At 42.5% G+C, this 22708-nt stretch carries 11 protein-coding genes; 7 read left to right on the top strand and 4 right to left on the bottom strand.

Annotated elements, in window-relative coordinates; all coding sequences use genetic code 11:
* Window positions 1-4: 4 nt before the first annotated feature.
* The 3 genes from RE476_RS07565 (at window position 5) to RE476_RS07555 (ending at window position 9072) form a co-directional block, all read left to right on the top strand.
* A complete protein-coding gene (locus RE476_RS07565; protein ID WP_309307051.1) occupies window positions 5-5779 on the top strand; it encodes a putative Ig domain-containing protein in 5775 nt (1924 codons plus the stop codon).
* 102 nt (window positions 5780-5881) lie between these two features.
* On the top strand, window positions 5882-7975 hold the full coding sequence (locus RE476_RS07560; protein ID WP_309307050.1) for an acetate--CoA ligase family protein: 2094 nt from the start codon (window positions 5882-5884) through the stop codon (window positions 7973-7975).
* Window positions 7976-7995: 20 nt separating this feature from the next.
* Window positions 7996-9072 carry a phosphotransacetylase family protein gene (locus RE476_RS07555; RefSeq protein ID WP_309307049.1) on the top strand — a complete coding sequence of 359 codons (1077 nt, stop codon included), beginning with the start codon at window positions 7996-7998 and terminating at the stop codon, window positions 9070-9072.
* Between the two features lie 37 nt (window positions 9073-9109).
* On the opposite strand, the gene acs is transcribed toward RE476_RS07555, so the two are convergent.
* Together acs and RE476_RS07545 are read right to left on the bottom strand one after the other, a co-directional pair.
* Window positions 9110-11056, bottom strand: a complete 1947-nt coding sequence (gene acs, locus RE476_RS07550; protein ID WP_309307048.1) for an acetate--CoA ligase — start codon at window positions 11054-11056, stop codon at window positions 9110-9112.
* A gap of 144 nt (window positions 11057-11200) precedes the next feature.
* Window positions 11201-11764, bottom strand: a complete 564-nt coding sequence (locus tag RE476_RS07545; protein ID WP_309307047.1) for a flavodoxin family protein — start codon at window positions 11762-11764, stop codon at window positions 11201-11203.
* A 152-nt stretch (window positions 11765-11916) separates the two neighbouring features.
* Here RE476_RS07545 and RE476_RS07540 point away from each other — a divergent pair, with 152 nt between their 5' ends.
* Both RE476_RS07540 and RE476_RS07535 read left to right on the top strand, forming a co-directional pair.
* Window positions 11917-13185 (top strand): phosphoglycerate kinase, encoded by a 1269-nt coding sequence (locus RE476_RS07540; RefSeq protein ID WP_309307046.1) that lies wholly within the window; start codon window positions 11917-11919, stop codon window positions 13183-13185.
* A gap of 55 nt (window positions 13186-13240) precedes the next feature.
* Complete coding sequence (locus RE476_RS07535) at window positions 13241-13858, top strand: TIGR00296 family protein (RefSeq protein WP_309309575.1); 618 nt, start codon at window positions 13241-13243, stop codon at window positions 13856-13858.
* 32 nt (window positions 13859-13890) lie between these two features.
* Here RE476_RS07535 and RE476_RS07530 read toward each other — a convergent pair whose 3' ends face one another.
* Window positions 13891-14319 carry a nucleoside 2-deoxyribosyltransferase gene (locus RE476_RS07530; protein WP_309307045.1) on the bottom strand — a complete coding sequence of 143 codons (429 nt, stop codon included), beginning with the start codon at window positions 14317-14319 and terminating at the stop codon, window positions 13891-13893.
* 124 nt (window positions 14320-14443) lie between these two features.
* Window positions 14444-17098: a sensor histidine kinase gene (locus tag RE476_RS07525; RefSeq protein ID WP_309307044.1), complete on the bottom strand. Its 2655-nt coding sequence runs from the start codon at window positions 17096-17098 to the stop codon at window positions 14444-14446.
* A gap of 434 nt (window positions 17099-17532) precedes the next feature.
* Between RE476_RS07525 and RE476_RS07520 the strand changes: the two genes are divergently transcribed.
* Together RE476_RS07520 and RE476_RS07515 are read left to right on the top strand one after the other, a co-directional pair.
* Window positions 17533-18717, top strand: coding sequence for a PQQ-dependent sugar dehydrogenase (locus tag RE476_RS07520; protein WP_309307043.1), 1185 nt, complete (start codon window positions 17533-17535; stop codon window positions 18715-18717).
* 85 nt (window positions 18718-18802) lie between these two features.
* Complete coding sequence (locus RE476_RS07515) at window positions 18803-22624, top strand: PAS domain S-box protein (RefSeq protein ID WP_309307042.1); 3822 nt, start codon at window positions 18803-18805, stop codon at window positions 22622-22624.
* The last annotated feature ends 84 nt before the right edge of the window (window positions 22625-22708 follow it).

Here is a 22708-nt window from a genome sequence, read left to right as displayed (position 1 = left end):
TCTTTTGATAAGCATAGCTTTGTTGATAACCGTATTGCCTGCACTTGTCAGTGCAGATTCTAATGAAACAATAGTAATAGGAAACACTGTCGCGAATCCTGATAGTTCATTTTCATTACCAATATTTGTTAAAAATGTAACGAATATGAATTCGTTATCTATGGATTTGATATTTGACTCGTCTTTGTTATCTGTTGACAGCATAGTTGCAAATGATACATTGTCAGGGTCTGAGCTGACATATTATCTGAATAATTCCACGGGTTTTGCTAATATGACCCTGAGTTCTGTAGATGTAACAGCAGAAGAACAATTCCATGTTGCTGATATTCTCTTCAGTGCTCTGGCAAGTGGTTATTCAGATATTATAGCAGAGAATGTTTCTCTTGAAAATAATACTATGTTGTATCCTGCGCTGTTCGTATTCAATGGCTCTGTCAGGGTCAATCATCTTCCAAAGATTGATTATATTGCTGATAAGACAGTTAACGAAGGTTCAGAATTGTCTTTTTCTGTATCTGCAAGTGACGTAGATGACTATGCACTTTCTTATAATGTTGAAGGCTTACCTTCTGGGTATGATTTTAACTCTACAACAGGATTCTTTATGTGGACACCGGCGATAGGTGATTCGGACATATATTATGCTAATTTTTCAGTTTCAGATGGTTTTGCAGTTGACTTTACACATGCCAATATTACCGTAAACGAAGCAATTTTGGATCAACCACCAGAACTCTCAGCTATCGGTAACAAGAACGTAGATGAGGACAGTCTTCTTAGTTTTACTATCTCTGCAATCGATCCTGACGGTGACATTGTAAGTTATTCCTATTCCTCTTCTACTCTTCCCGACTCTGCTAGCCTTGATTCCCGTACCGGTTTCTTCAGCTGGACTCCCGGATATGATGATGCCGGCATTTATGAAGTAGAGTTCACTGCAACAGCTAACAATGTTCCTGATTCAGAGACCATTATCATTACTGTTGGTGGAGTTGACCGAGCACCAGAACTCTCAGCTATCGGTAACAAGAACGTAGATGAGGACAGTCTTCTTAGTTTTACTATCTCTGCAATCGATCCTGACGGTGACATTGTAAGTTATTCCTATTCCTCTTCTACTCTTCCCGACTCTGCTAGCCTTGATTCCCGTACCGGTTTCTTCAGCTGGACTCCCGGATATGATGGTGCCGGCATTTATGAAGTGGAGTTCACTGCAACAGCTAACGGTGTTCCTGATTCAGAGACCATTATCATTACTGTTGGTGGAGTTGACCGAGCACCAGAACTCTCAGCCATTGGCAACAAGAACGTAGATGAGGACAGTCTTCTTAGTTTTACTATCTCTGCAATCGATCCTGACGGTGACATTGTAAGTTATTCCTATTCCTCTTCTACTCTTCCCGACTCTGCTAGCCTTGATTCCCGTACCGGTTTCTTCAGCTGGACTCCCGGATATGATGATGCCGGCATTTATGAAGTAGAGTTCACTGCAACAGCTAACGGTGTTCCTGATTCAGAGACCATTATCATTACTGTTGGTGGAGTTGACCGAGCACCAGAACTCTCAGCCATTGGCAACAAGAACGTAGATGAGGACAGTCTTCTTAGTTTTACTATCTCTGCAATCGATCCTGACGGTGACATTGTAAGTTATTCCTATTCCTCTTCTACTCTTCCCGACTCTGCTAGCCTTGATTCCCGTACCGGTTTCTTCAGCTGGACTCCCGGATATGATGGTGCCGGCATTTATGAAGTGGAGTTCACTGCAACAGCTAACGGTGTTCCTGATTCAGAGACCATTATCATTACTGTTGGTGGAGTTGACCGAGCACCAGAACTCTCAGCCATTGGCAACAAGAACGTAGATGAGGACAGTCTTCTTAGTTTTACTATCTCTGCAATCGATCCTGACGGTGACATTGTAAGTTATTCCTATTCCTCTTCTACTCTTCCCGACTCTGCTAGCCTTGATTCCCGTACCGGTTTCTTCAGCTGGACTCCCGGATATGATGATGCCGGCATTTATGAAGTAGAGTTCACTGCAACAGCTAACGGTGTTCCTGATTCAGAGACCATTATCATTACTGTTGGTGGAGTTGACCGAGCACCAGAACTCTCAGCCATTGGCAACAAGAACGTAGATGAGGACAGTCTTCTTAGTTTTACTATCTCTGCAATCGATCCTGACGGTGACATTGTAAGTTATTCCTATTCCTCTTCTACTCTTCCCGACTCTGCTAGCCTTGATTCCCGTACCGGTTTCTTCAGCTGGACTCCCGGATATGATGATGCCGGCATTTATGAAGTAGAGTTCACTGCAACAGCTAACGGTGTTCCTGATTCAGAGACCATTATCATTACTGTTGGTGGAGTTGACCGAGCACCAGAACTCTCAGCCATTGGCAACAAGAACGTAGATGAGGACAGTCTTCTTAGTTTTACTATCTCTGCAATCGATCCTGACGGTGACATTGTAAGTTATTCCTATTCCTCTTCTACTCTTCCCGACTCTGCTAGCCTTGATTCCCGTACCGGTTTCTTCAGCTGGACTCCCGGATATGATGGTGCCGGCATTTATGAAGTGGAGTTCACTGCAACAGCTAACGGTGTTCCTGATTCAGAGACCATTATCATTACTGTTGGTGGAGTTGACCGAGCACCAGAACTCTCAGCCATTGGCAACAAGAACGTAGATGAGGGCAGTCTTCTTAGTTTTACTATCTCTGCAATCGATCCTGACGGTGACATTGTAAGTTATTCCTATTCCTCTTCTACTCTTCCCGACTCTGCTAGCCTTGATTCCCGTACCGGTTTCTTCAGCTGGACTCCCGGATATGATGATGCCGGCATTTATGAAGTGGAGTTCACTGCAACAGCTAACGGTGTTCCTGATTCAGAGACCATTATCATTACTGTTGGTGGAGTTGACCGAGCACCAGAACTCTCAGCCATTGGCAACAAGAACGTAGATGAGGGCAGTCTTCTTAGTTTTACTATCTCTGCAATCGATCCTGACGGTGACATTGTAAGTTATTCCTATTCCTCTTCTACTCTTCCCGACTCTGCTAGCCTTGATTCCCGTACCGGTTTCTTCAGCTGGACTCCCGGATATGATGGTGCCGGCATTTATGAAGTGGAGTTCACTGCAACAGCTAACGGTGTTCCTGATTCAGAGATCATCAACATAAATGTAGTGGATGTCAACCGTGAACCCATACTCATGGTGATAGGTCCTCAATCCGTAGATGAAAATAAACCCCTTACAATTACTCCGGTTGCAACGGATGACGATGACGACACACTTTATTATTCTGTAGTAGACTCTCCATCAGGTTCGGAAATAGATGAATCTACGGGTATATTTACCTGGACACCAACGTATGAGCAGGATGGACGCTACCTGATCAGGTTCGTAGTTTCAGATGGACAGCTGGAAGACACAGAAAATGTAACCGTCACAGTAAACGATGTCAATAGACCACCTGTTCTTAACATTCAGGAGCCGATTAATGTTCCAGAGAACTCAACTTTGATTCTGGATTTGAATGCTTCGGATCCGGACGATGATATTCTCGAGTACTCAAAGGATGTATCTTTTGGTACTTTGCAGGAAGATGTCTTTTCATGGAAACCCGGGTATGAAGATGAGGGTGCCTATTCTGTCACATTCACTGTAAGTGATGCTGAGTTCAAGGTAAGTAAAACACTGACCATTAATGTCACACATACCAACTCTCCACCAGTAATTAATTTCACATCGCTTATACTGGTCAACGAGCTTGAAACTGTAACCATTAACCTCACAGCCGTTGATATTGATGATGACGAACTGGAATTCTCAAAGGATGTGGAATATGGATCCATCTCAGGTAATATCTTTACATGGATTCCTGGTATAAACGATAACGATATCCACAAAATACTATTTACAGTATCTGACGGCCAGCTTTCTGATTCAAAGCTTGCCATCATTGCAGTTGGTAACACCAATATTCCTCCTGTAATAATACATACGGGAATTCAACAGGTAAGGGAAAACGAAATGCTGACTTTCACTTTGAATGCTTCTGATGTCGATAATGATACGTTGACATATTCATGCTCAGAACTACCTGCTGGGGCTAATATTGAAAGTACGAACGGAACCTTCACCTGGACTCCTACATATGAGCAGGCCGGCACCTATACGGTGGAGCTCATGGTCTCTGATGGGATATACCCTGCAGTTGATGCGGTTGTAATAAAAGTGGAGAATGTCAATCGTGCACCGGTATTTGATTCAATTCCCACGCATACTGTAAATGAGACCGAGACATTGGTGATACATCTCGATGCAAGTGACCCGGACGGTGATTCTATGACTTTTTCAACAACTGCTAAAAATGGAAAGGTTATAGGTAATACATTTACCTGGACACCAGGCTATTATGACAGTGGTGATTACGATCTTGATTTTAAAGTTACTGACGGCTATCTGACAGACAACACTACGGTTCATGTGGAGGTATATCAGACTAACATGCCACCAAAAATAGAATACATGGGTTCATATTCAGTATATGAAAACAATACTTTGCAATTCTTTGTGGAAGCCACAGACGGGGATAATGATTCCCTGACTTACTCCGTCAGTGGATTGCCAAAGGGTGCGTCTTTTAACACATCAACAGGACAATTCACGTGGAAACCAAGTTACACTCAGTCTGGTACCTATTCAGTTGAATTCCAGGTCACAGATGGGGAACTGAATGCATCAGAGGCTGTATCCATCAGAGTTTATGACGTTGATTTACGTAATATTGCAGATTTTAGCGGATTCGAGACATCAAGCAGTGGCAGTTCGGGAGGTGGCTCATCAAGCGGTGCTGAGGATTATGATAATGTCGCATATAAGGACTACTCCATAAAATACGTAACACAAGGCATGGATATAGTATTCGAATTCCCAAATGCGGAAAATGATCTTGAGTATGTGAAATTCCATGCAGTAAAGGCGGCAGGTCAGGTAAAAGCAATAATTGAGATACTAAAGGAGCGTTCAACTCTTGTCAGCAGCAACCCACCAGGAGATGTCTATCGTAATATCAATATATGGGTGGGGGATGCCAAATTTAATTCTGCTGGTTATATGTCATCGGCAGAGATCAGCTTTAAGGTTGAGAAAAAGTGGCTTACTGACAATAATGCAGACCCTTCATATATAAGGCTGTACAGGTATTCAGGTGGTTCCTGGAATGAACTGAAAACTTCAAGGATAGGTATGGATGCCAAATATTATTACTACAAGGCTCAAACGCCCGGATTCTCTCCATTCTCCATTGTAAGTACAGGGTCAATTCCAGTTTCTGTGAACACTGCAGTGAAGAGCACAGTTGAAAACGTGCAATACAGTTATGATGCTGATACAAGACTTGAGTCCACTGAATCAGATTCTGAGGCAGCTATAATGAACACAGCATTGGAGCCTAGGTCAGCACATCCTGTGGATATTGGTATAGTCTTCATGGGAATCATCGGAATTATTACCATTGGTTCTGTACTGGGTTACAAGTCAAGGAATGAATCCGTAGTTCTTTCCAGATACTATAATGTATTATATGCAGTTTCAGCTTCTGTGAGAAATGCTGCAAAATGGCCGATGTATAAATTGAGCTCAGATTCTATGCATAAGGATTATACAGTTATTTCCGAAAAATTGAAGACTATCAGGTCTGCAGATTACAGGATCCTGTGTCAGAAAAAAATTACTGAGATAAAGGAAAGGCAAAAACAGTAGATATGCTCTATTTGACACTTTCCTTGTTTTTCTCTTTCATCACTTAATTTTATCTATTATTGAACAGTATTAATATACAGGGAATATTCTCAGGGAGAAATTATGCTGGAAAAAATGTTCAATCCTAATTCTGTAGCCGTAATAGGTGCTTCCAGGACAAAAGGCAAAGTAGGGAGAGCCGTACTTGAAAACCTGATGCAAAATTCAGAGCTTAAGGTCATACCCATAAACCCCAACGTTGACGAAATACTTGGACTTCCCTGTTATCCTAATATAATAGATGTTCCGGGTGAAGCAAAAGCGGACCTTGCAGTAATAGTAGTTCCGGCAAAGATGGTGCCCGGGTCTATTGATGAATGCGGTCAGGCAGGGGTGGAAAATGTTATTGTTATCTCAGCTGGCTTTAAAGAGGCTGGCGTTGAGGGTGCGCGTCTTGAACGTGAGTGCATATCACTTTGCGAGCAGTATGGTATGAAGATGATAGGGCCCAATTGTCTGGGTATCATCGATACTGCCTCAGGTCTTAATGCATCCTTTGCGGCTAATGTAGCTTATGAAGGAAACATTGCATTGATGTCCCAGTCAGGTGCAATATGCACGGTCACTCTTGATTGGGCTGAGAGGATTGGTGCAGGTTTTTCAAAATTTATAAGTCTTGGTAACAAGGCAGTGCTGGCAGAGAACGAGTTTTTGCAGTTGTTTGAAAATGACCCCTCAACAGCAGTTATCGCAGCTTATCTTGAGGGTGTAAAGGATGGCCCCGAATTCATAAAAATAGCACAGCGTGTGTCCCGTTCAAAACCGATCATAATTGTCAAGTCAGGCCGTACCTCGGTTGGTTCCAGGGCCGTATCCTCACATACAGGTACACTGGCGGGCTCGGATGCAGCCTACAATGCAGGTTTCAAGCAAGGAGGGGTCATACGGGCTGATTCGCTGGAAGAAATGCTGGACTACAGTCGTGCATTTTCTGTCTGCCCATTACCAGAGGGCAGGAATATCGCTATAATCACTAATGCCGGAGGCTTAGGTATCCTCACAGCCGATGCATGTTACAATGCAGGGCTTTCAATAGCTTCCTTTGAAGAGAATACAATTGAGCGATTACGGGAAAAGCTTCCAGCTGCAGCTAACTTCTATGACCCTGTAGATGTTCTTGGAGATGCTGGTGCTGATCTATATGAACATGCTCTTGATGTTGTTCTGGAAGATATCAATGTAAATGGCGCAATTGTTCTGGTGTCCCCGCAATCAATGACGGATGTACCGGGTATTGCTGAAAAGGTCGCAGAGAAGATAAAGAAGTCAAAGAAGCCGATACTGTGCAATTTTGCAGGCGGCAGCCGGATAGCTGCAGGTGAAGATGTGCTCAACAGTTATGGTATTCCTAATTACTCATCTTCCGAAAGGGCAGTTGCAAGCATGAATGCTCTCTGCAATTATTATACTATAAAGAACCGTAAGCAGGAACAGCCTGAAAAATTGAGTTCCGACACGGAATTTGCCCGTTCATTCATAAACCGTGCATCCTCGGAAAAGAGAAGGACACATGGCCTTGAGTCAATGGATATACTGAAAGCCTACGATATTCCTGTTGTGGATTCGAGAATTGCAAAGACACTTCCCGAAGCGATAAAAGCAGCAGAGGGTATGGGCTATCCAGTTGTCATGAAAATTCTCTCTCCTGATATTTCACATAAAACTGATGTAGGGGGTATCCGTCTTAATCTGAAACATGCGGATGACGTTGAGCGTGCCTATAATTCCATGATGTCAGATGTAAGGCATTACATGCCTGAGGCTGCAGTTACAGGTGTTCAACTCCAGAAGATGATAGGCGGAGGTAAAGAGGTAATCATAGGTATGGACAGGGATCCGCAGTTCGGTCCTTTGTTAATGTTCGGTCTGGGTGGTACGTATGTCGAGTTCCTGAAGGATGTCTCGTTCGCAGTTGCCCCTATAACTGTTGCAGAGGCAAAGCACATGGTCTCATCCATCAAGACCTACCCTCTCATTGCAGGTGTGAGGGGTGAAACCGCATCAGATATTGACTCGATTGTTCAAACCCTTCTGAAGGTTTCACAATTGGTCACGGATTTCCCGGAGATACTGGAATTTGAAATTAATCCTTTAATGGTTATGCCCGAAGGTGAGGGTTGTGTTGCAATGGATATCAGGTTCACCCTGGAAAGTTAAGAGTTTAAGGAGATGATAGTATGGTTTCAATATTGATCAGTTCATCAGAAGAGTACTCAGGTAAGAGTTCTATATGTATGGGTTTGGGGAAGATCTTCCAGGACAGCGGTCTGAAAGTGGGTTACATGAAACCTGTGGGAAATCTCCTTATCGATGTGCATGGCTCCCTCACGGATGAAGATTCAGAGGGCATCAAAAAACTGCTTGGAATAGAAGACCCGGCCAAGTACATAACTCCGGTTCATCTTACGGACAGTCTCATAGATGATGCTCTCAAGGGTGTGGAAAAAGACCTCGATGAGAGACTGGTAGAAGCATATTCGGTGGTATCCAAAGACAAGGATATTGTCTTTATAGAAGGCACCGGTGGCATTGGCGGAGGTTCCATGTATGGACTTTCTGATCCCGAAATTGCTTCCAAACTGGAAACAAAGATGCTTCTTGTGACAAGATTTGATTCGATCTCTGCAGTAGACAGGATTTTGTGCGACATGCGCATAATCGGGAATAATGAGATGCTCACAGGGCTTATACTCAATGAGGTTCCGCTGAATATGGCTGACAGGGTATCCGACCTTGTGGTTCCATTCCTGGAGAAAAAAGGCATAAAGGTATTTGGTACCATTCATGAAGATGATACACTGCGTTCGGTATTTATCTCTGAGATCGTTGAGGATCTCCATGCAGAGGTTCTTGTTGCACCTCACAAACTGGACCAGCTTGTAGAGCACTATCTGGTAGGCGCAATGGAAGTCGGTTCTGCTATCAAGTATTTCAGGCGCCAGCCTAACAGCGCAGTTATCACAGGTGGTGACAGGGCGGATCTACAGATGGCTGCCATCGAATCAAGGGTCAAGTGCCTCATACTGACAGGTAATATGCGTCCAAGCGGTGCTGTCCTTGCAAGTGCTGAGGAAGCAGAGATCCCGGTGATTCTTGTGCGTGGCGATACTATGAACACTATCGAGAGAATGGAGAATCTCATAGGACATGCCCACATAAAACAGCAGGTCAAACTGGACAGGGTCGTTGAGCTTCTGAAAAATCATCTTGATATTCCTGCAATCGCAGAGAGTATCGGGGTTGAACTGAAATAAAAGGGAAAAGTAAAAGGAGATTTTAATATCTCCTCTTTTAATCAGAGTCCAGAATTCTTGTTTTCTCTTTCAGGTTTTCCACAACTGCAGGGTCCTGCAAAGTGGTTACATCCCCAGGGTCCTTATTATTGGCAATTGCTTTGAGCACTCTTCTCATAATCTTTCCACTTCTTGTTTTCGGAAGGTCATCTGAGAAGATTATCTGTTTGGGACGTGCAAAAGGTCCGATATTCTTTGCAGCATAGGAAGTGAGTTCACTTTTAAGCTCATCGCTTTCCTCAACACCTGATTTGAGGGTTACATAAGAGTATATAACTTCACCTCTGAGTTCGTCTTCCTTTCCCACAACACCTGCTTCTGCTACTGACGGATGTGAGACTAGTATACTCTCGAATTCTGCACTCCCGATACGATGTCCTGAAACTTTGATAACATCATCCACACGTCCGATTATCCAGAAATAACCATCTTCGTCTCTTTTAGCGCCGTCACCTGCAAAGTAAGTCTTGTTGTCCCACTTGCTCCAGTAGGTCTCAATGAAGCGTTCCTCATTCCCAAATACCGTACGGACCATGCTGGGCCAGGGTTTAAGGATTGCAAGGTATCCATCCTGTCCCGGTGGAACTTCATTACCTTTCTCATCCAGGACAGCAGCCTTGATGCCGGGCATTGGCATGGTGGCACTCCCGGGTTTGGTTGTTGTGATTCCCGGCAGCGGTGATATCATTATCATTCCGGTTTCAGTCTGCCACCATGTATCGACCACTGGGCATTTTCCAAGTCCTATGTTCTCATGATACCACAGCCATGCACCGGGGTTAATTGGTTCTCCAACAGAACCGATAAGTCTTAGTGTGGATATATCGTGCATTTGTGGCCACGATGGCCCCCATTTCATGAATGTCCTGATCGCTGTAGGTGCGGTGTAAAGGATCGTTACCTTATGTCTCTCGATTATGTCCCAGTACCTGTCCTTATCGGGATAATCCGGAGCACCCTCATACATTACAAGTGTTGTACCGTTGGAAAGGGGTCCGTATACAAGGTAGGAATGTCCTGTGATCCAGCCACAATCGGCAGTACACCAGTAGATATCATCTTCCTTAAGGTCGAACACGAATTTTGTGGTGGTATGGGTTGCTACCATATAACCGCCTGTAGTGTGTACGATTCCCTTTGGTTTTCCTGTGGTACCGCTGGTATACATCAAAAACAGCATGTCTTCTGAGTCCATTACCTCGGGTTCGCATGAGCTCTCTGAATCTTTCATTACCTCATGCCACCATACATCTCTTCCTTCTGTCATGGAAACGTCATTTCCATAGTGCTTCATAACAATGACCTTGTCCAGAAGTCCACAGGAACGGATGCCTTCATCGACCTTGTTCTTTTGCTCCACCACCTTTCCCCTGCGCGAATATCCGTCACAGGTTATGAGTACCTTACTGTTCGCATTCCCTATGCGTGTGGCAAGTGATTCTCCGGAGAATGCAGCAAAAACGACGCTGTGTGGAGCTCCAATACGTGCACATGCAAGCATGGCGATGACGACTTCCGGTATCATTGGAAGATATATGGTTACGATATCCCCTTTCTTCACACCTGTGCCCTTGAGGACATTTGCAAAACTGGAAACCTCTTCCAGCAGCTCCTTGTAAGTGTATTTACGGATGTCTCCACTTTCGCCTTCCCATATAATGGCGGTCTTATCAGCACGCTGCTTGAGGTTTACATCAAGGCAGTTATAACATGCATTGAGTTTTCCACCAATGAACCATTTTGAAAGAGGGGGTTCCCATTCCAGTACATTGTCCCATTTCCGGTACCATTCAATGCCATTTGCATTCTCTTCCCAGAAACTTTCAGGATCATCCTCAGCTCTCCCGTATATATCAGGGTCGTTGACGATGGCATTCCTGGCAAAATCTTCCGGTGGTCTGAATCCGGTTATATTTTTTTGAGATTGGTCTGTGTTTTCTCCCATGATAGCACCCACATAAAGGAAAAATATTCCTGTAATATGATTATATCAATTTGTTTATATGGTTTGTCATGTTGGTATAAATAAGATAGAAAAAAGGAAGGGTGCTAAGACCCTCAAAAAGAGACTAAGAGCCTAAATAATAATTTATTTCTTCATCATTTCGAGAACGTCACAGACCTTGTTGATGGTGTCAACTGCTGTCTTCATACCTTCTTCATCTTCAACAGCCGGTTTTTTGAGTATGCCACCAAAGTGTCCGCCATCGCCTACTACTATCATTCCATGGATGTGCATCCATTCATGTATTGTCTGGATGGTTTTCTCCTGTCCGCCGTTCCTTGAGCCGCCAATTGCCATTGCAGCGCCCAGTTTGTTGCTGAGTTTGAATCCCTGTCTCCTGTGTACGACACTCCTGTCACAGAGAGCTTTTAATTGGGCTGTCATGGTTCCGAAGTAAACGGGTGATGATACAATAATAGCATCAGCTTCAACAAGTTTGTCATAAACTGGCTGCATATCATCATCAATAACACATTTCTCTCCAGTGGCACAAACCCCGCATGCGGTACAAGGAGCTATTTTGGATGAGGATATGAATACTGCATCTGTCTCAAAACCTCTCTCGCTTGCGATATCCAGTAATTTCTCTATCAATGTATCGTTATTTTGGCCAGCTTTAGGGCTTCCTGATATTCCAAGTATCTTCATATGATCACCACTCTGGAATAGAGTGCAACGGATATTAGTTTTTGGCTTTTGTACCTTCATGGAAAAGGTATAATAAGATTAGTTCATTTAGACAAAAAACTTAAACTACAAGGCTCATTAACATACTTACTAATAATTTTATATATTGATCAATGGTCATTCAGGTTAAAAGAAGCGGTGATGGAATTTTGACTAGCAGGGACTATCTTACTATTGATGATTTTGATGTTGACGGTAAAACCATACTTGTGCGGGTGGATCTGAACACTCCGATGGATATGGACGGTAATATTCTCGATGATATGAGGATAAAGAGCCACATACCTACTATAAAGGATCTTGAGGATGCGAAAGTCGTACTGATGGCTCATCAGAGCAGGGCAGGAAAAAATGATTTCACAACCATGAAACCCCATGCTCAGCGGATGTCCCAGTATCTTGGCAAAGAAGTAGAGTACGTTGATGATATTTTTGGCACTTATGCAAGGTCTTCTATTGAATCAATGGAAAAAGGCGATGTAATATTGCTCGAGAATGTGAGGTTCTACTCCGAAGAAAGCATAGAGAGACCTGCCAGTGCTCATGCAACTACACACATGGTACGCAAACTTTCTCCATTGCTCGATATTTTCCTTAATGATGCGTTTGCAGTATCACACAGGAGCCATCTTTCTATCATGGGCTTTACCGAGATCCTACCAACAGGTGCCGGCAGGGTAATGGAGAAGGAAATAAGCTCTCTTGACAGAGGTATCAAAGGTGGCGAAAGGCCATGCATCTTTGTTCTTGGAGGTGCAAAGGTTGATGACTCCCTGAAAGTCGCAGAACATGTACTAATCAATGGTGGTGCTGACAGGGTGCTTGTTACCGGCGTTGTTGCAAATGTCATGCTTGCAGCTGCAGGTGTGGATATTGGTAAGGTAAATCTGGATTTCATCGAGTCGCAGGGTTATACGGACCAGATAGCAAGGGCAAAGCAGGTTCTGGATAAGTTTGATGGAAAGATTGGTTATCCTATTGATGTTGCTTTTAATGATGGTGGTAAACGAGTTGAAGTTCTTGTGAGTGAGCTGCCGGATGGTAACCTTCCAATAAACGACATTGGTCTTGAGACCATCGTTGCTTTTTCTGAAGAGATCAAGAATGCAAAAACTGTTGTTCTCAATGGTCCGGCAGGTCTGTCCGAGGTAGAGCCATTCGCTCTTGGAACACATGAGATAATCAGGGCAGCAATTAATTCAGAGTATTCTATCGCAGGTGGCGGACATATCTCTGCGGAGATAAGGAACCTTGGTTATGAGAATGAATTTTCACATTTAAGCACAGGTGGAGGCGCTTGTATAGATTATCTTGCAGGTGATGCTCTCCCGGGAATAGAAGCTTTGAAGACCGCAGCCATACGATACAGACTTAACAGATAAGATAATAAATTCCTGTATAGGATACAGGAGTGTTGCTATGAGTGAAGGGGTAAAATTGCTATCATATACCGAAGGTCAGGCAGCTGTTCAGCTTGCCAGGGATGCCATTGAAACTTATTTGAGAACAGGCGAAATGTTGGATGGCTCTGAGATCCAGCTGCCGGAAATCTTTGATGAGGTTAGGGGAGTCTTTGTGACCCTTACAATAAACGGGGATCTGCGCGGGTGTATCGGTCATCCTTATGCTGATTCTCCGCTCAGGTACGCCATCACTGATTCTGCTCTCTCCGCTGCCCTGAGGGACCCTCGTTTTCCTCCTGTAGGTATTTCTGAGATGGATAATATTTTAGTGGAGGTGACTGTTCTGACGAAACCTGAACTCGTTGATGTTCCGCCAAAGGACCTTCCATCTTCTATTAAGATAGGAAAACATGGTCTCATAGTCAAAAGCGGTTACAGGCAGGGTCTGCTTTTGCCACAGGTGGCACCGGAAAACGATTTTGATGAAATTGAGTTCCTGAATCACACATGTATGAAGGCAGGTCTGCCTCATGATGCCTGGGTGACAGGTGCGGAAGTATACTCATTTGAAGGTCAGATATTCTCAGAAAAAGAACCAAACGGGGAAATCGTTGAAAAGGATTTCAACGATAAGGCTTGCTCAAGTGAGTAAGCCTCCTGGCTTATTTTTACATTTTTCTTTACTTAAAGATAGTTTTCAAGCACTTTGAGAATATCCTCAACATCTCTTTGCAGTGTATCAATAGATATTTCCATCATGAGATTGATGATGCCTTCATCTCCGAATGTCCTGAAATCTGTTTTAAGTCCAAGGACCGGTATTCCTTTAGCATAAGCATATCCCATTTCCCATGCAGTTCCAGAGTCCACGTCGCTACCACCATCAAGTACTGCCAGCACAATATCAGATTCATCAATTCCGCGGACGTCGTTCTCAAAAATAATTCTCTGCCTGTCCTCCAGACGACTTGATTCAGTATCGTTCCCATCCTCCTGTGGAAGAAACACTGAGAACCCCATCTCTACCAGCCTGTCCCTGAGCAGTACATTAAAATCCCTCTCTGCCTGTGAAAAAAGCGGCCCTGCTAAATAGATCTGTTTTTTACCATCCATTATTATTCCATCCCTTAAATTAAGAGGAACCTATATTGTCAGTCTGGTTAATAATAGTGTTGTAAGCGGGGTGAAAATAATATAAATAAAAGTTTGAAGGTGGATTCAGAACCAATTCTTAATTTCAGTTAGGATCAATTGGTATCTCAAAAGTAAAATTGCTGCCTTTTCCAGGTTCGCTGCTGACCCATATATTGCCACCATGTAAATCCACAAACTTCTTTGTCAGTGCCAAGCCTATTCCAGTACCGTTATATTTACGGGCAATTGAGCCATCTATCTGGACAAAGGGTTTGAATATACTATTAATATGTTCCTTCTCAATTCCAATTCCAGTATCAACTATGGATACCTGAAGCATTTTATTATGGGTTCTCGTCTCGATGCTCACGGAACCACCTTCCTTTGTAAACTTAACTGCATTATCCAGAAGGTTATGTATTATCTGGGTTAACTTGTCTTCATCGGCATAGAATATGCCAATGGAGTCTTTTCTTTTAAATGAGATATTAATATTCTTGTTTGAAGCCCTTTGGGACATCAACATCATAATTTCACTGATGAGTGAATCCAATGAAAGTTCTTTGAGGCTGATAGTTTCCAGATCATCGATCTCATATTTCGAGAAATCGAGTATTTTGTTGATCAGGTCCAGAAGATTTTGTCCGCTGTTGTGGATATGGTTAATATGGGTCTTTTGTGATTCGCTCAATCCTTCAGAGTTATGGTTCAGCAAAACATCTGAAAACCCGATCACTGCCGTTAAGGGAGTCCTGAGTTCATGAGACACATTCTTCATGAATTCACTTTTAATGCGGTTTATATCATCTGCCACAATCTTGGAGTACAGTAAGGCTTCTTCAGTTCGCCTTCTTTCCAGTTCAGCTGCTGCACGTGCAGCAAAGCTTTTGAGCATGGAATGGGTATTTGCAGAGTGTTCCATTGGTCTGTCATCAAGAATTATCAGTAGTCCAATGCTTCTTCCTGCGGAATCTTTCAAGGGTGTTCCCCAGTAACTTTCAGCCTCCATCTCTTTTAGTAAATGGTCATCAGGAAAAAGTTCCTGAATATTTGAAGGATAGAAACATGACCCTTTATGAGTAACATCTTTGCATGGGGTATTCTTAAGTTCATAGCTAAAGTTCTCAGCATATTCATCCCCGTTCCAAACAGCAATAGTATGGGCTGTGTTCGGATCTTCCGGATGGATCTCTGCAAGAATCGAATAACGGATGTTTTGTGAAACAGCTAGTTGACGAACAAGAATGCGGAAAATATCTTCTTCGGAAGAAACCCCTGTTTCAGCAATGGTTCTCAGCGTCTCTTGAGAATTCTTAGTTTCAGTTATATCACGGACAACAGCCAATGCATGATTATTGTATATTGGACTCAGCCTGGCTTCAAAGAACATCTTTTTCCCTTTGTTCTGGTATTGATATTCAATGGTCTGCAATTTATTGGTACTGATGCATTCCCTGCATGCTTTGATTAGCCTAATGGCTTCTTCAACAGGATAAATATCAGATATGTTAGCACCGATTATCCTTTCAGGGATGTATGATATTTTTGTCCTGTCATTTGAATAATATTCTCTATAATATCCATCTTTGTCAATAACAAACAACATATCAGGTATGGTATTGATTATAGCCCTGTTCTTTTCTGCCTGTTCCCTGAATTTTTCCTCACTTTCCCGCAAGCTTATTTCTGCCTGCTTGCGCTCGGTTATATCCAGTGCAGTAAATGTCACTCCTTTTGATTGGTCTGAAACATCTATCGGAGTTGAGGACAGCAAAACATTGATAATGGTGCCATCTTTTCTTTTCCATCTGGTTTCAACGGTTCCGGTACCTTTTTTGTTGATCTGCTGGTACTTTTCTTTTCCCACGAATTCAAATTCTTCCTGTGTAGGATAGAGTATCTGGGAGGTGGAACCAATAAGCTCCTCTCCAGTATATCCTGTCATTTCACATACAAGTGAATTGACTTCTGTGAGTATGCGGTTGGATACAACACCAATGCCAACAGGTGCAACTTTGAATATACTTTTCAGTCTTTGCTCACTCAATTGCAGTTCTTCCTTTGCCTTTTTCTGTGTTAGTGCAAGGGCTATGCTGTCTGCAATGCACTCTAATAAAGCGATACTTTCTGCTGTGAATACATCTTTGCGGTGATCATTCAGCTGGATAAGGCCAAAAGTGACTTTATCTGCACGGAGTGGGATCAATGCCACTGATTCATATCCTTCACCATTACAACGGTTACGTGTGCGTGCCTGTCGTTCTTCTTCACTTGTGTTTGCCAGCAGTTCAGAAGTGGATCCTGTCCAGAAACTTCCCATCTGGGTAAAAAAAGACATTTGCGGATCTGTTCTTTCACTAATTACGTTCCCACACATGCATTCAAGAACGGGATTGCCAATTTTATCTTTCAGAATCTGTCCGTTTATGCCGTGTACGCAGAGTGAATTTTCCGAAGTTATAAAGCTATCCGGGAATCCTTGTGTCTGATAATAAGGGTAGTCATCCCCATCCTTAAGCCTGATTCCAACAGCTTCACAATCGGACCAGTTTTTCAAAAGCTCGATCACCGAGCAGATAATATCCTCCAGATGATTACTTTTATTGAATAGATTAAGTAGTTCAATTGTTATTTCTCTTTCAGTCCAATTAATTTTCTGGAAACTAAGCTTGTTGATATCAGCAAGTTCACATCTCCTGGAGCTTTGTTCTTTTTCAGGAGTATTGCCAGCTTTTGTTTTGGAACTAATGTATCTCACCTGTTTCTGGAAAGTAAATATTTTCTGTTTTTCACTGGTTTTCTTACATGTTTTAGTGCAAAGGTGAACAATATTTGTGGTCTAACTAAATAATTTTTCTGTATATACACTACTTTTTCATATTCTCTAATATTTATACGTGCCGGTATCAATGAATATTATACTATAATTCACAAATAAATTGTATGTATAGTACTAGTTAAAATTATATTACTTTATTCTTATATATTTGCCTTTAGTATATGAAAAAAAATAACATGTGTACTTATGTGAACTACATATGTCCATGTTTGACAAAATAGTATACAACTGTAGAATTAATTCTGTAAAGCTGCAATTTTAGTTAGAAACAGATACTTTAATCGATTTTAATTGATTTTGTCAGATCCCAAATCCTTTTATCCTTCCATACTCAACAATTTATGGGTTTTCATATGTCAAGAATATCGCTAGGTCTTAAAATTTGGTGGTTAGCTGTCGTTTTTATAGTAATAATCCTTCTTGTGGTATTCGCGGCAAATTATTTTGGTGTAAGACCTACGGTTACCGGTGGTGGAGTTGACGGTATCGTTCTGCCTGAGGGTTTTGCAATTGATGCCTATGCAGATGATCTGGGCAGCACGTTGCTTTCGTTTGGTGGTCCGTCTCCAGGTCCTCGCATGATGATGGTAAAAGATGATTTTCTTTTTGTTTCAATTCCTAATAAAGGATTGATAGCTGTACTACCGGACCGGGACGAAGATCATGTTGCAGATGAGGTAGAGGTTTTTATCTCGGATCTGGATTATCCTCATGGAATTGATTATTATGATGGCTGGTTCTACATTGCAGAGGAAAGCAGGGTCATCAGAGTAAAGGATGATGATGTTGACCTTGTTGCAGATGAGGGAAGCCTGGAAGTGGTTATTGACAATCTTCCAAAAGGTGGACATTATACAAGAACGGTAAAAATCCATGATGGACAGCTCTACGTGGGAATGGGTTCATCATGTAATGCCTGTTATGAAACCAATGAAAGAAGGGCTGCTATTTCAAAGAGCAATCTTGATGGCAGCAATCTCACGGTATTTGCAAAGGGGCTTCGCAATTCAGTTGGACTGGCATTCCATCCGCTCACCGGGGATCTGTATGTCACAGATAATGGGAGGGACTGGCTTGGAGATGACCTGCCACCGGATGAGATAAATCTCATAATAGAAGGTGGAGATTATGGGTGGCCGGACTGTTATGGTAAGAATATCCTTGACACCGATTTTAACAATAGTGAATATACAGGTAATCCGTGCAACGATACAGGAAAGATCCCAAGTTTTGTGGATCTGCAGGCACATTCAGCACCGCTGGGATTGACATTCTACGATGGCGAAAGTTTCCCTGAAGCATATCGGGGTGACCTATTTGTTTGTTTCCACGGCTCATGGAACCGTAAGGAGCCAACAGGATACAAGATAGTCAATATTGACATGGATACTCGCACTGTCAATGACTTTGCAACCGGATGGCTTGGTGACGTGACTATCAGTGGCAGGCCTGTTGATGTGATCGTTGCGGATGATGGCTCGCTTTTTGTCAGTGATGACAATGCAGGAATGATATACAGGATATATTACACAGGTTAACCACCTTGTGTAATTAATTAAATATAAGAGTTGAATACTCTTACTTATAGGGATTCAAATTATTGATCGCTAATCACTTTCAGATATGCGGGGTTATAATATCAGCATCCAGACCATCAATTCAGAAATTGATTTCATAGAAGATATGACGCGGGGAAGTTCTTTTTCCCTGCTTTACGAGAAAACGGAAGAGTTTGTTGATGTCGTGGCTTCATTCTTTGATGCCGGTTTCAGTAATAATGAGTGTTGCCTGTGGGGAGTTTCAGGCCAGCTTGATACTGATAATGCAAAAAACATGCTAAAGGATACGGGTCTGGACGTAGATAAGTATCTGGAAAGCGGCCAGCTCATGCTAACCACCTGTAATGAGTGTTACATTGCCGGTGAAGGCGCAGTTTCGGAACACGACCTGAAAAAATGGCAGGAAATCTATGACATTGCAATAGCCGAAGGGTATGATGGTCTGCGAATAGTCGATAAGTTCACCATTGTAGGGGAAGATGCTTGGCAACAGTTCGTTGAATACGAAAAAAAAGCTATGGAATTTATCAAAACGAAAGGCATTGTTGGTTTATTCGCTTTTTTACTTGAAGCACGTACACGGTCAGAGATAATTGAGATCATAGGTCTGCATGATGGCACTGTCATAAATAAGAATGATAGGTGGACTCTGCTTCAAAGCTCATCATCATGCAAGACAATCCTGAAAGAGACACATTTCCCCGATGACATGCTTGAGAATGTCTGGACAGGTGTCTGGGCTGTGGATAAGAATGATAATATCGTCTACTTCAACAAGGGCATGGAATCTATTTCCGGTCTGTCAAAAGGTGACGTGTTCGGGAAGAAGTTGGTCAGTTTCATACCTCCTCATGCAGGTGAGGGGGAGTTAACTTTTATAGATATTTTCCAGATGGCAAAGGAAAATCTCCACTCAAGGAGTTATGATATTTTCCCTTTCATCAAACCAGACGGCCAGTTCATATATCACAGTGGTTTTCTGCTTCCATTAACGGATGATGAAGGTAACTATGGGGGTATGCTTGGTACCATTGGTAAGCTCGTGGAGCAAAAGATAAATCATAAAACCCTGCGGGACAAGTTCAAATCTATTCAAAAACTGGAGGATATTTACCGAAAAAGTCCGGTTGTCGCTTTCCTCTGGAGTGCCGAAGATGATTGGCCAGTAGTTTTTGTTTCCGAGAATATTTCCCAGTTCGGTTACAGTGCCGATGATCTGATATCAGGTAAAATAAGATATGGCGACATCATTCATCCGGATGATCTGTATTATGTAAGGACAGATGTTTCCCAGCTTGAAGTTCAGGGTAAGATGTTCTTTTCAAAAGAGTATCGTTTGCTAACAAAATCCAGGGAAGTGCGCTGGGTTACGGAGAGGTCGTACCTTATAAGGGATGAAAAAGGCGACCCTGCATATTATCAGGGTATCATCATTGATATCACAGAAAGGAAAAAAGCTGAAGAAGCTGCTCTGGAGTCCGAGAAAAAATATCGTATGATCTTTGAGAATTCTCCGCTTGGGCTCTTTCATTTCAATGAAAAGGGTATCATTACCCACTGCAATGAGAAGTTCCTGGAAATAATGCAACTTAAGAAGAAAGAGGATATAATCGGTTTCGATCTTGTTGCCTCAATCGTAGATAAGCAAATGAAAAGAGCTGTTTCTGATGTTTTTTCAAGGAAGGTAGGCCATTTTGAAGGAGCATACCACACAGTTTCAACCGATATTACGATCTACATCAAGGCTGATTACAGTCCAAATATAGCAATAGATGGCACATTTCTTGGCGGAGTCGGGGTTTTTCAGGATATCACTGAGCGCAAACTTGCTGAAGAAAAACTGCTTAAGAGTGAAGCTCTTCTTACTGAGGTCAGCAGGATCGCCAAAATAGGCGGCTGGGAATTTGATGCATCAACTGGCAAGGGTACGTGGACACCTGAAATTGCAAGGATCCATGAATTAGACCCTTCAACCCCTGCAGATGTTGAATTGGGATTAAGTTTCTACCCACCGGGTTCAAGAGAACTTATTGAAAAAGCTGTTAATGATGCTGTACAAAAAGGTGAACCTTACGACCTTGAACTGGAATTGATCACAGCTAAAGGTACGCATAAATGGGTTAGAACAATTGGAAATCCAATAATGGAAGATGGTAAAGTTGTGAATGTCACCGGAGCATTACAGGATATCACAGAACGTAAGAAGGCTGAAGAAGCTGTCCATCAGGCTGAAAAGAAATACCGACTTATTTTTGAGAATTCTCCACTAGGAATATTTCAGTTCAACGATAAAGGAATCGTAACTCACTGTAATGAGAAGTTTCTGGAGATAATAGGTCTGCAGAATAAGGAAGATATCATCGGCTTTAACATGGTTACACAAATCACTGACAAAATGATGAAAAAGGCCATTAATGATGCTCTGTCCAGAAAAACCGGTCATTTTGAAGGAAAATATCATACAGTCGTCAGTGGAAAGGATGTCTACCTCAAGGCTGATTACAGTCCAAATATTGCGGATGACGGTACTTTCCTTGGAGGCATCGGTATCTTCGGAGATATCTCTGTACGTAAAAAGGCAGAGGAGGCTTTACGCCTAGATGAATCAAGACTTGAAGCCCTTTTAAAGATCAACCAGCTGACCGATACTTCCCTTAAAGATATAGCAGATTTTGTACAGGAGGAGGCTGTCAGGCTTACCCAGAGTAAGATCGGTTATCTCGCTTTCCTGAATGATGAAGGAACTGTCCTTACTGTGTATTCCTGGTCAAAGAATATAATGAAGGAATGTAGGGTAAGTGGAAAGAAGCTGGAATATCCACTTGGGGAAACGGGTCTGTGGGGAGAGTCCATTCGGCAGAAAAAACCTATAGTTATAAATGATTTTGATGATCCTGACCTGGTTAAACATGGTTATCCGGAAGGGCATATAAGGCTGAAACGTTACATGAACATTCCCATATTCGATGGCAAGAAAATAGTTGGTGCTGCAGGTGTCGGAAACAAAGAAGAAGAATACGATAAATCCGATGTCAGGCAACTTACATTGTTCATGGAAGGCATGTGGAGACTTATACAGCGTAAAAGAGCAGAGGATACGCTTCGGGAGTATGCTGATGAGCTTTCCAGGGTCAATACCGAATTATCAAGGGCAAATGAAGAACTTTCCTCAGCCAACGAGGAACTGAAATCACTTGACAGGATGAAGGATGATTTCCTGTCCAATGTAAGTCATGAGTTTAAAACTCCTCTTACATCTATTCAGGGATATAGCCAGTTGATAGGGGATGAGACTCTGGGTTCTGTTAATGAGCAGCAGAAAAAGGCTGTGGACACTGTTATCAGGAACTCTGAGCGTCTGCGTAGACTTGTGGATTCCCTGTTGTATCTTAGCAGGGCACAGTCCGGAAAGCTGAATTATTCATTTGAGAACATCAATCTATCGGATGTTATTGATAATTCAATGCAGGATCTTGCACTTCAGGCAGAAGGGAAGGGCATCGAACTTGTGAAGGATATTCCCTCAGACCTTCCCATTGTAACTGCTGACCGTGACAAGATGATGGATGTTTTTGTCAACCTGGTCGATAATGCTATTAAATTCACACCACAGAATGGAAAAGTAACTATTACAGCACACACCACAGAAGATTCTCTTTATGTCAACGTGGAGGATACCGGTATCGGTATCCCCAAAGACAAGATCCCTAAGCTCTTCGAACGCTTCTATCAGGTGGATTCGTCTGTGAAAAGAAGGTATGGTGGCACCGGGCTTGGTCTTTATATCTGCAAGAAGATAATTGAGGATCACAAGGGTGATATCCATGCCACAAGTGAAGAGGGAAAAGGGACAACAATGCACATTCGTCTTCCTTTGAATCAGTAGTTCTTCAGTACGGCTGAACGTCAATGGCTATTTATTTGTAAGTCCTTTTAGTATAGGTGTATGGTATAAGAGCTGATAATTAGT

Source organism: Methanolobus mangrovi (genome assembly GCF_031312535.1).
Lineage (GTDB): Archaea > Halobacteriota > Methanosarcinia > Methanosarcinales > Methanosarcinaceae > Methanolobus > Methanolobus mangrovi.
The sequence above is the reverse complement of the archived record's forward strand: the minus strand, read 5'-3'. Positions and strand labels throughout refer to the sequence as shown.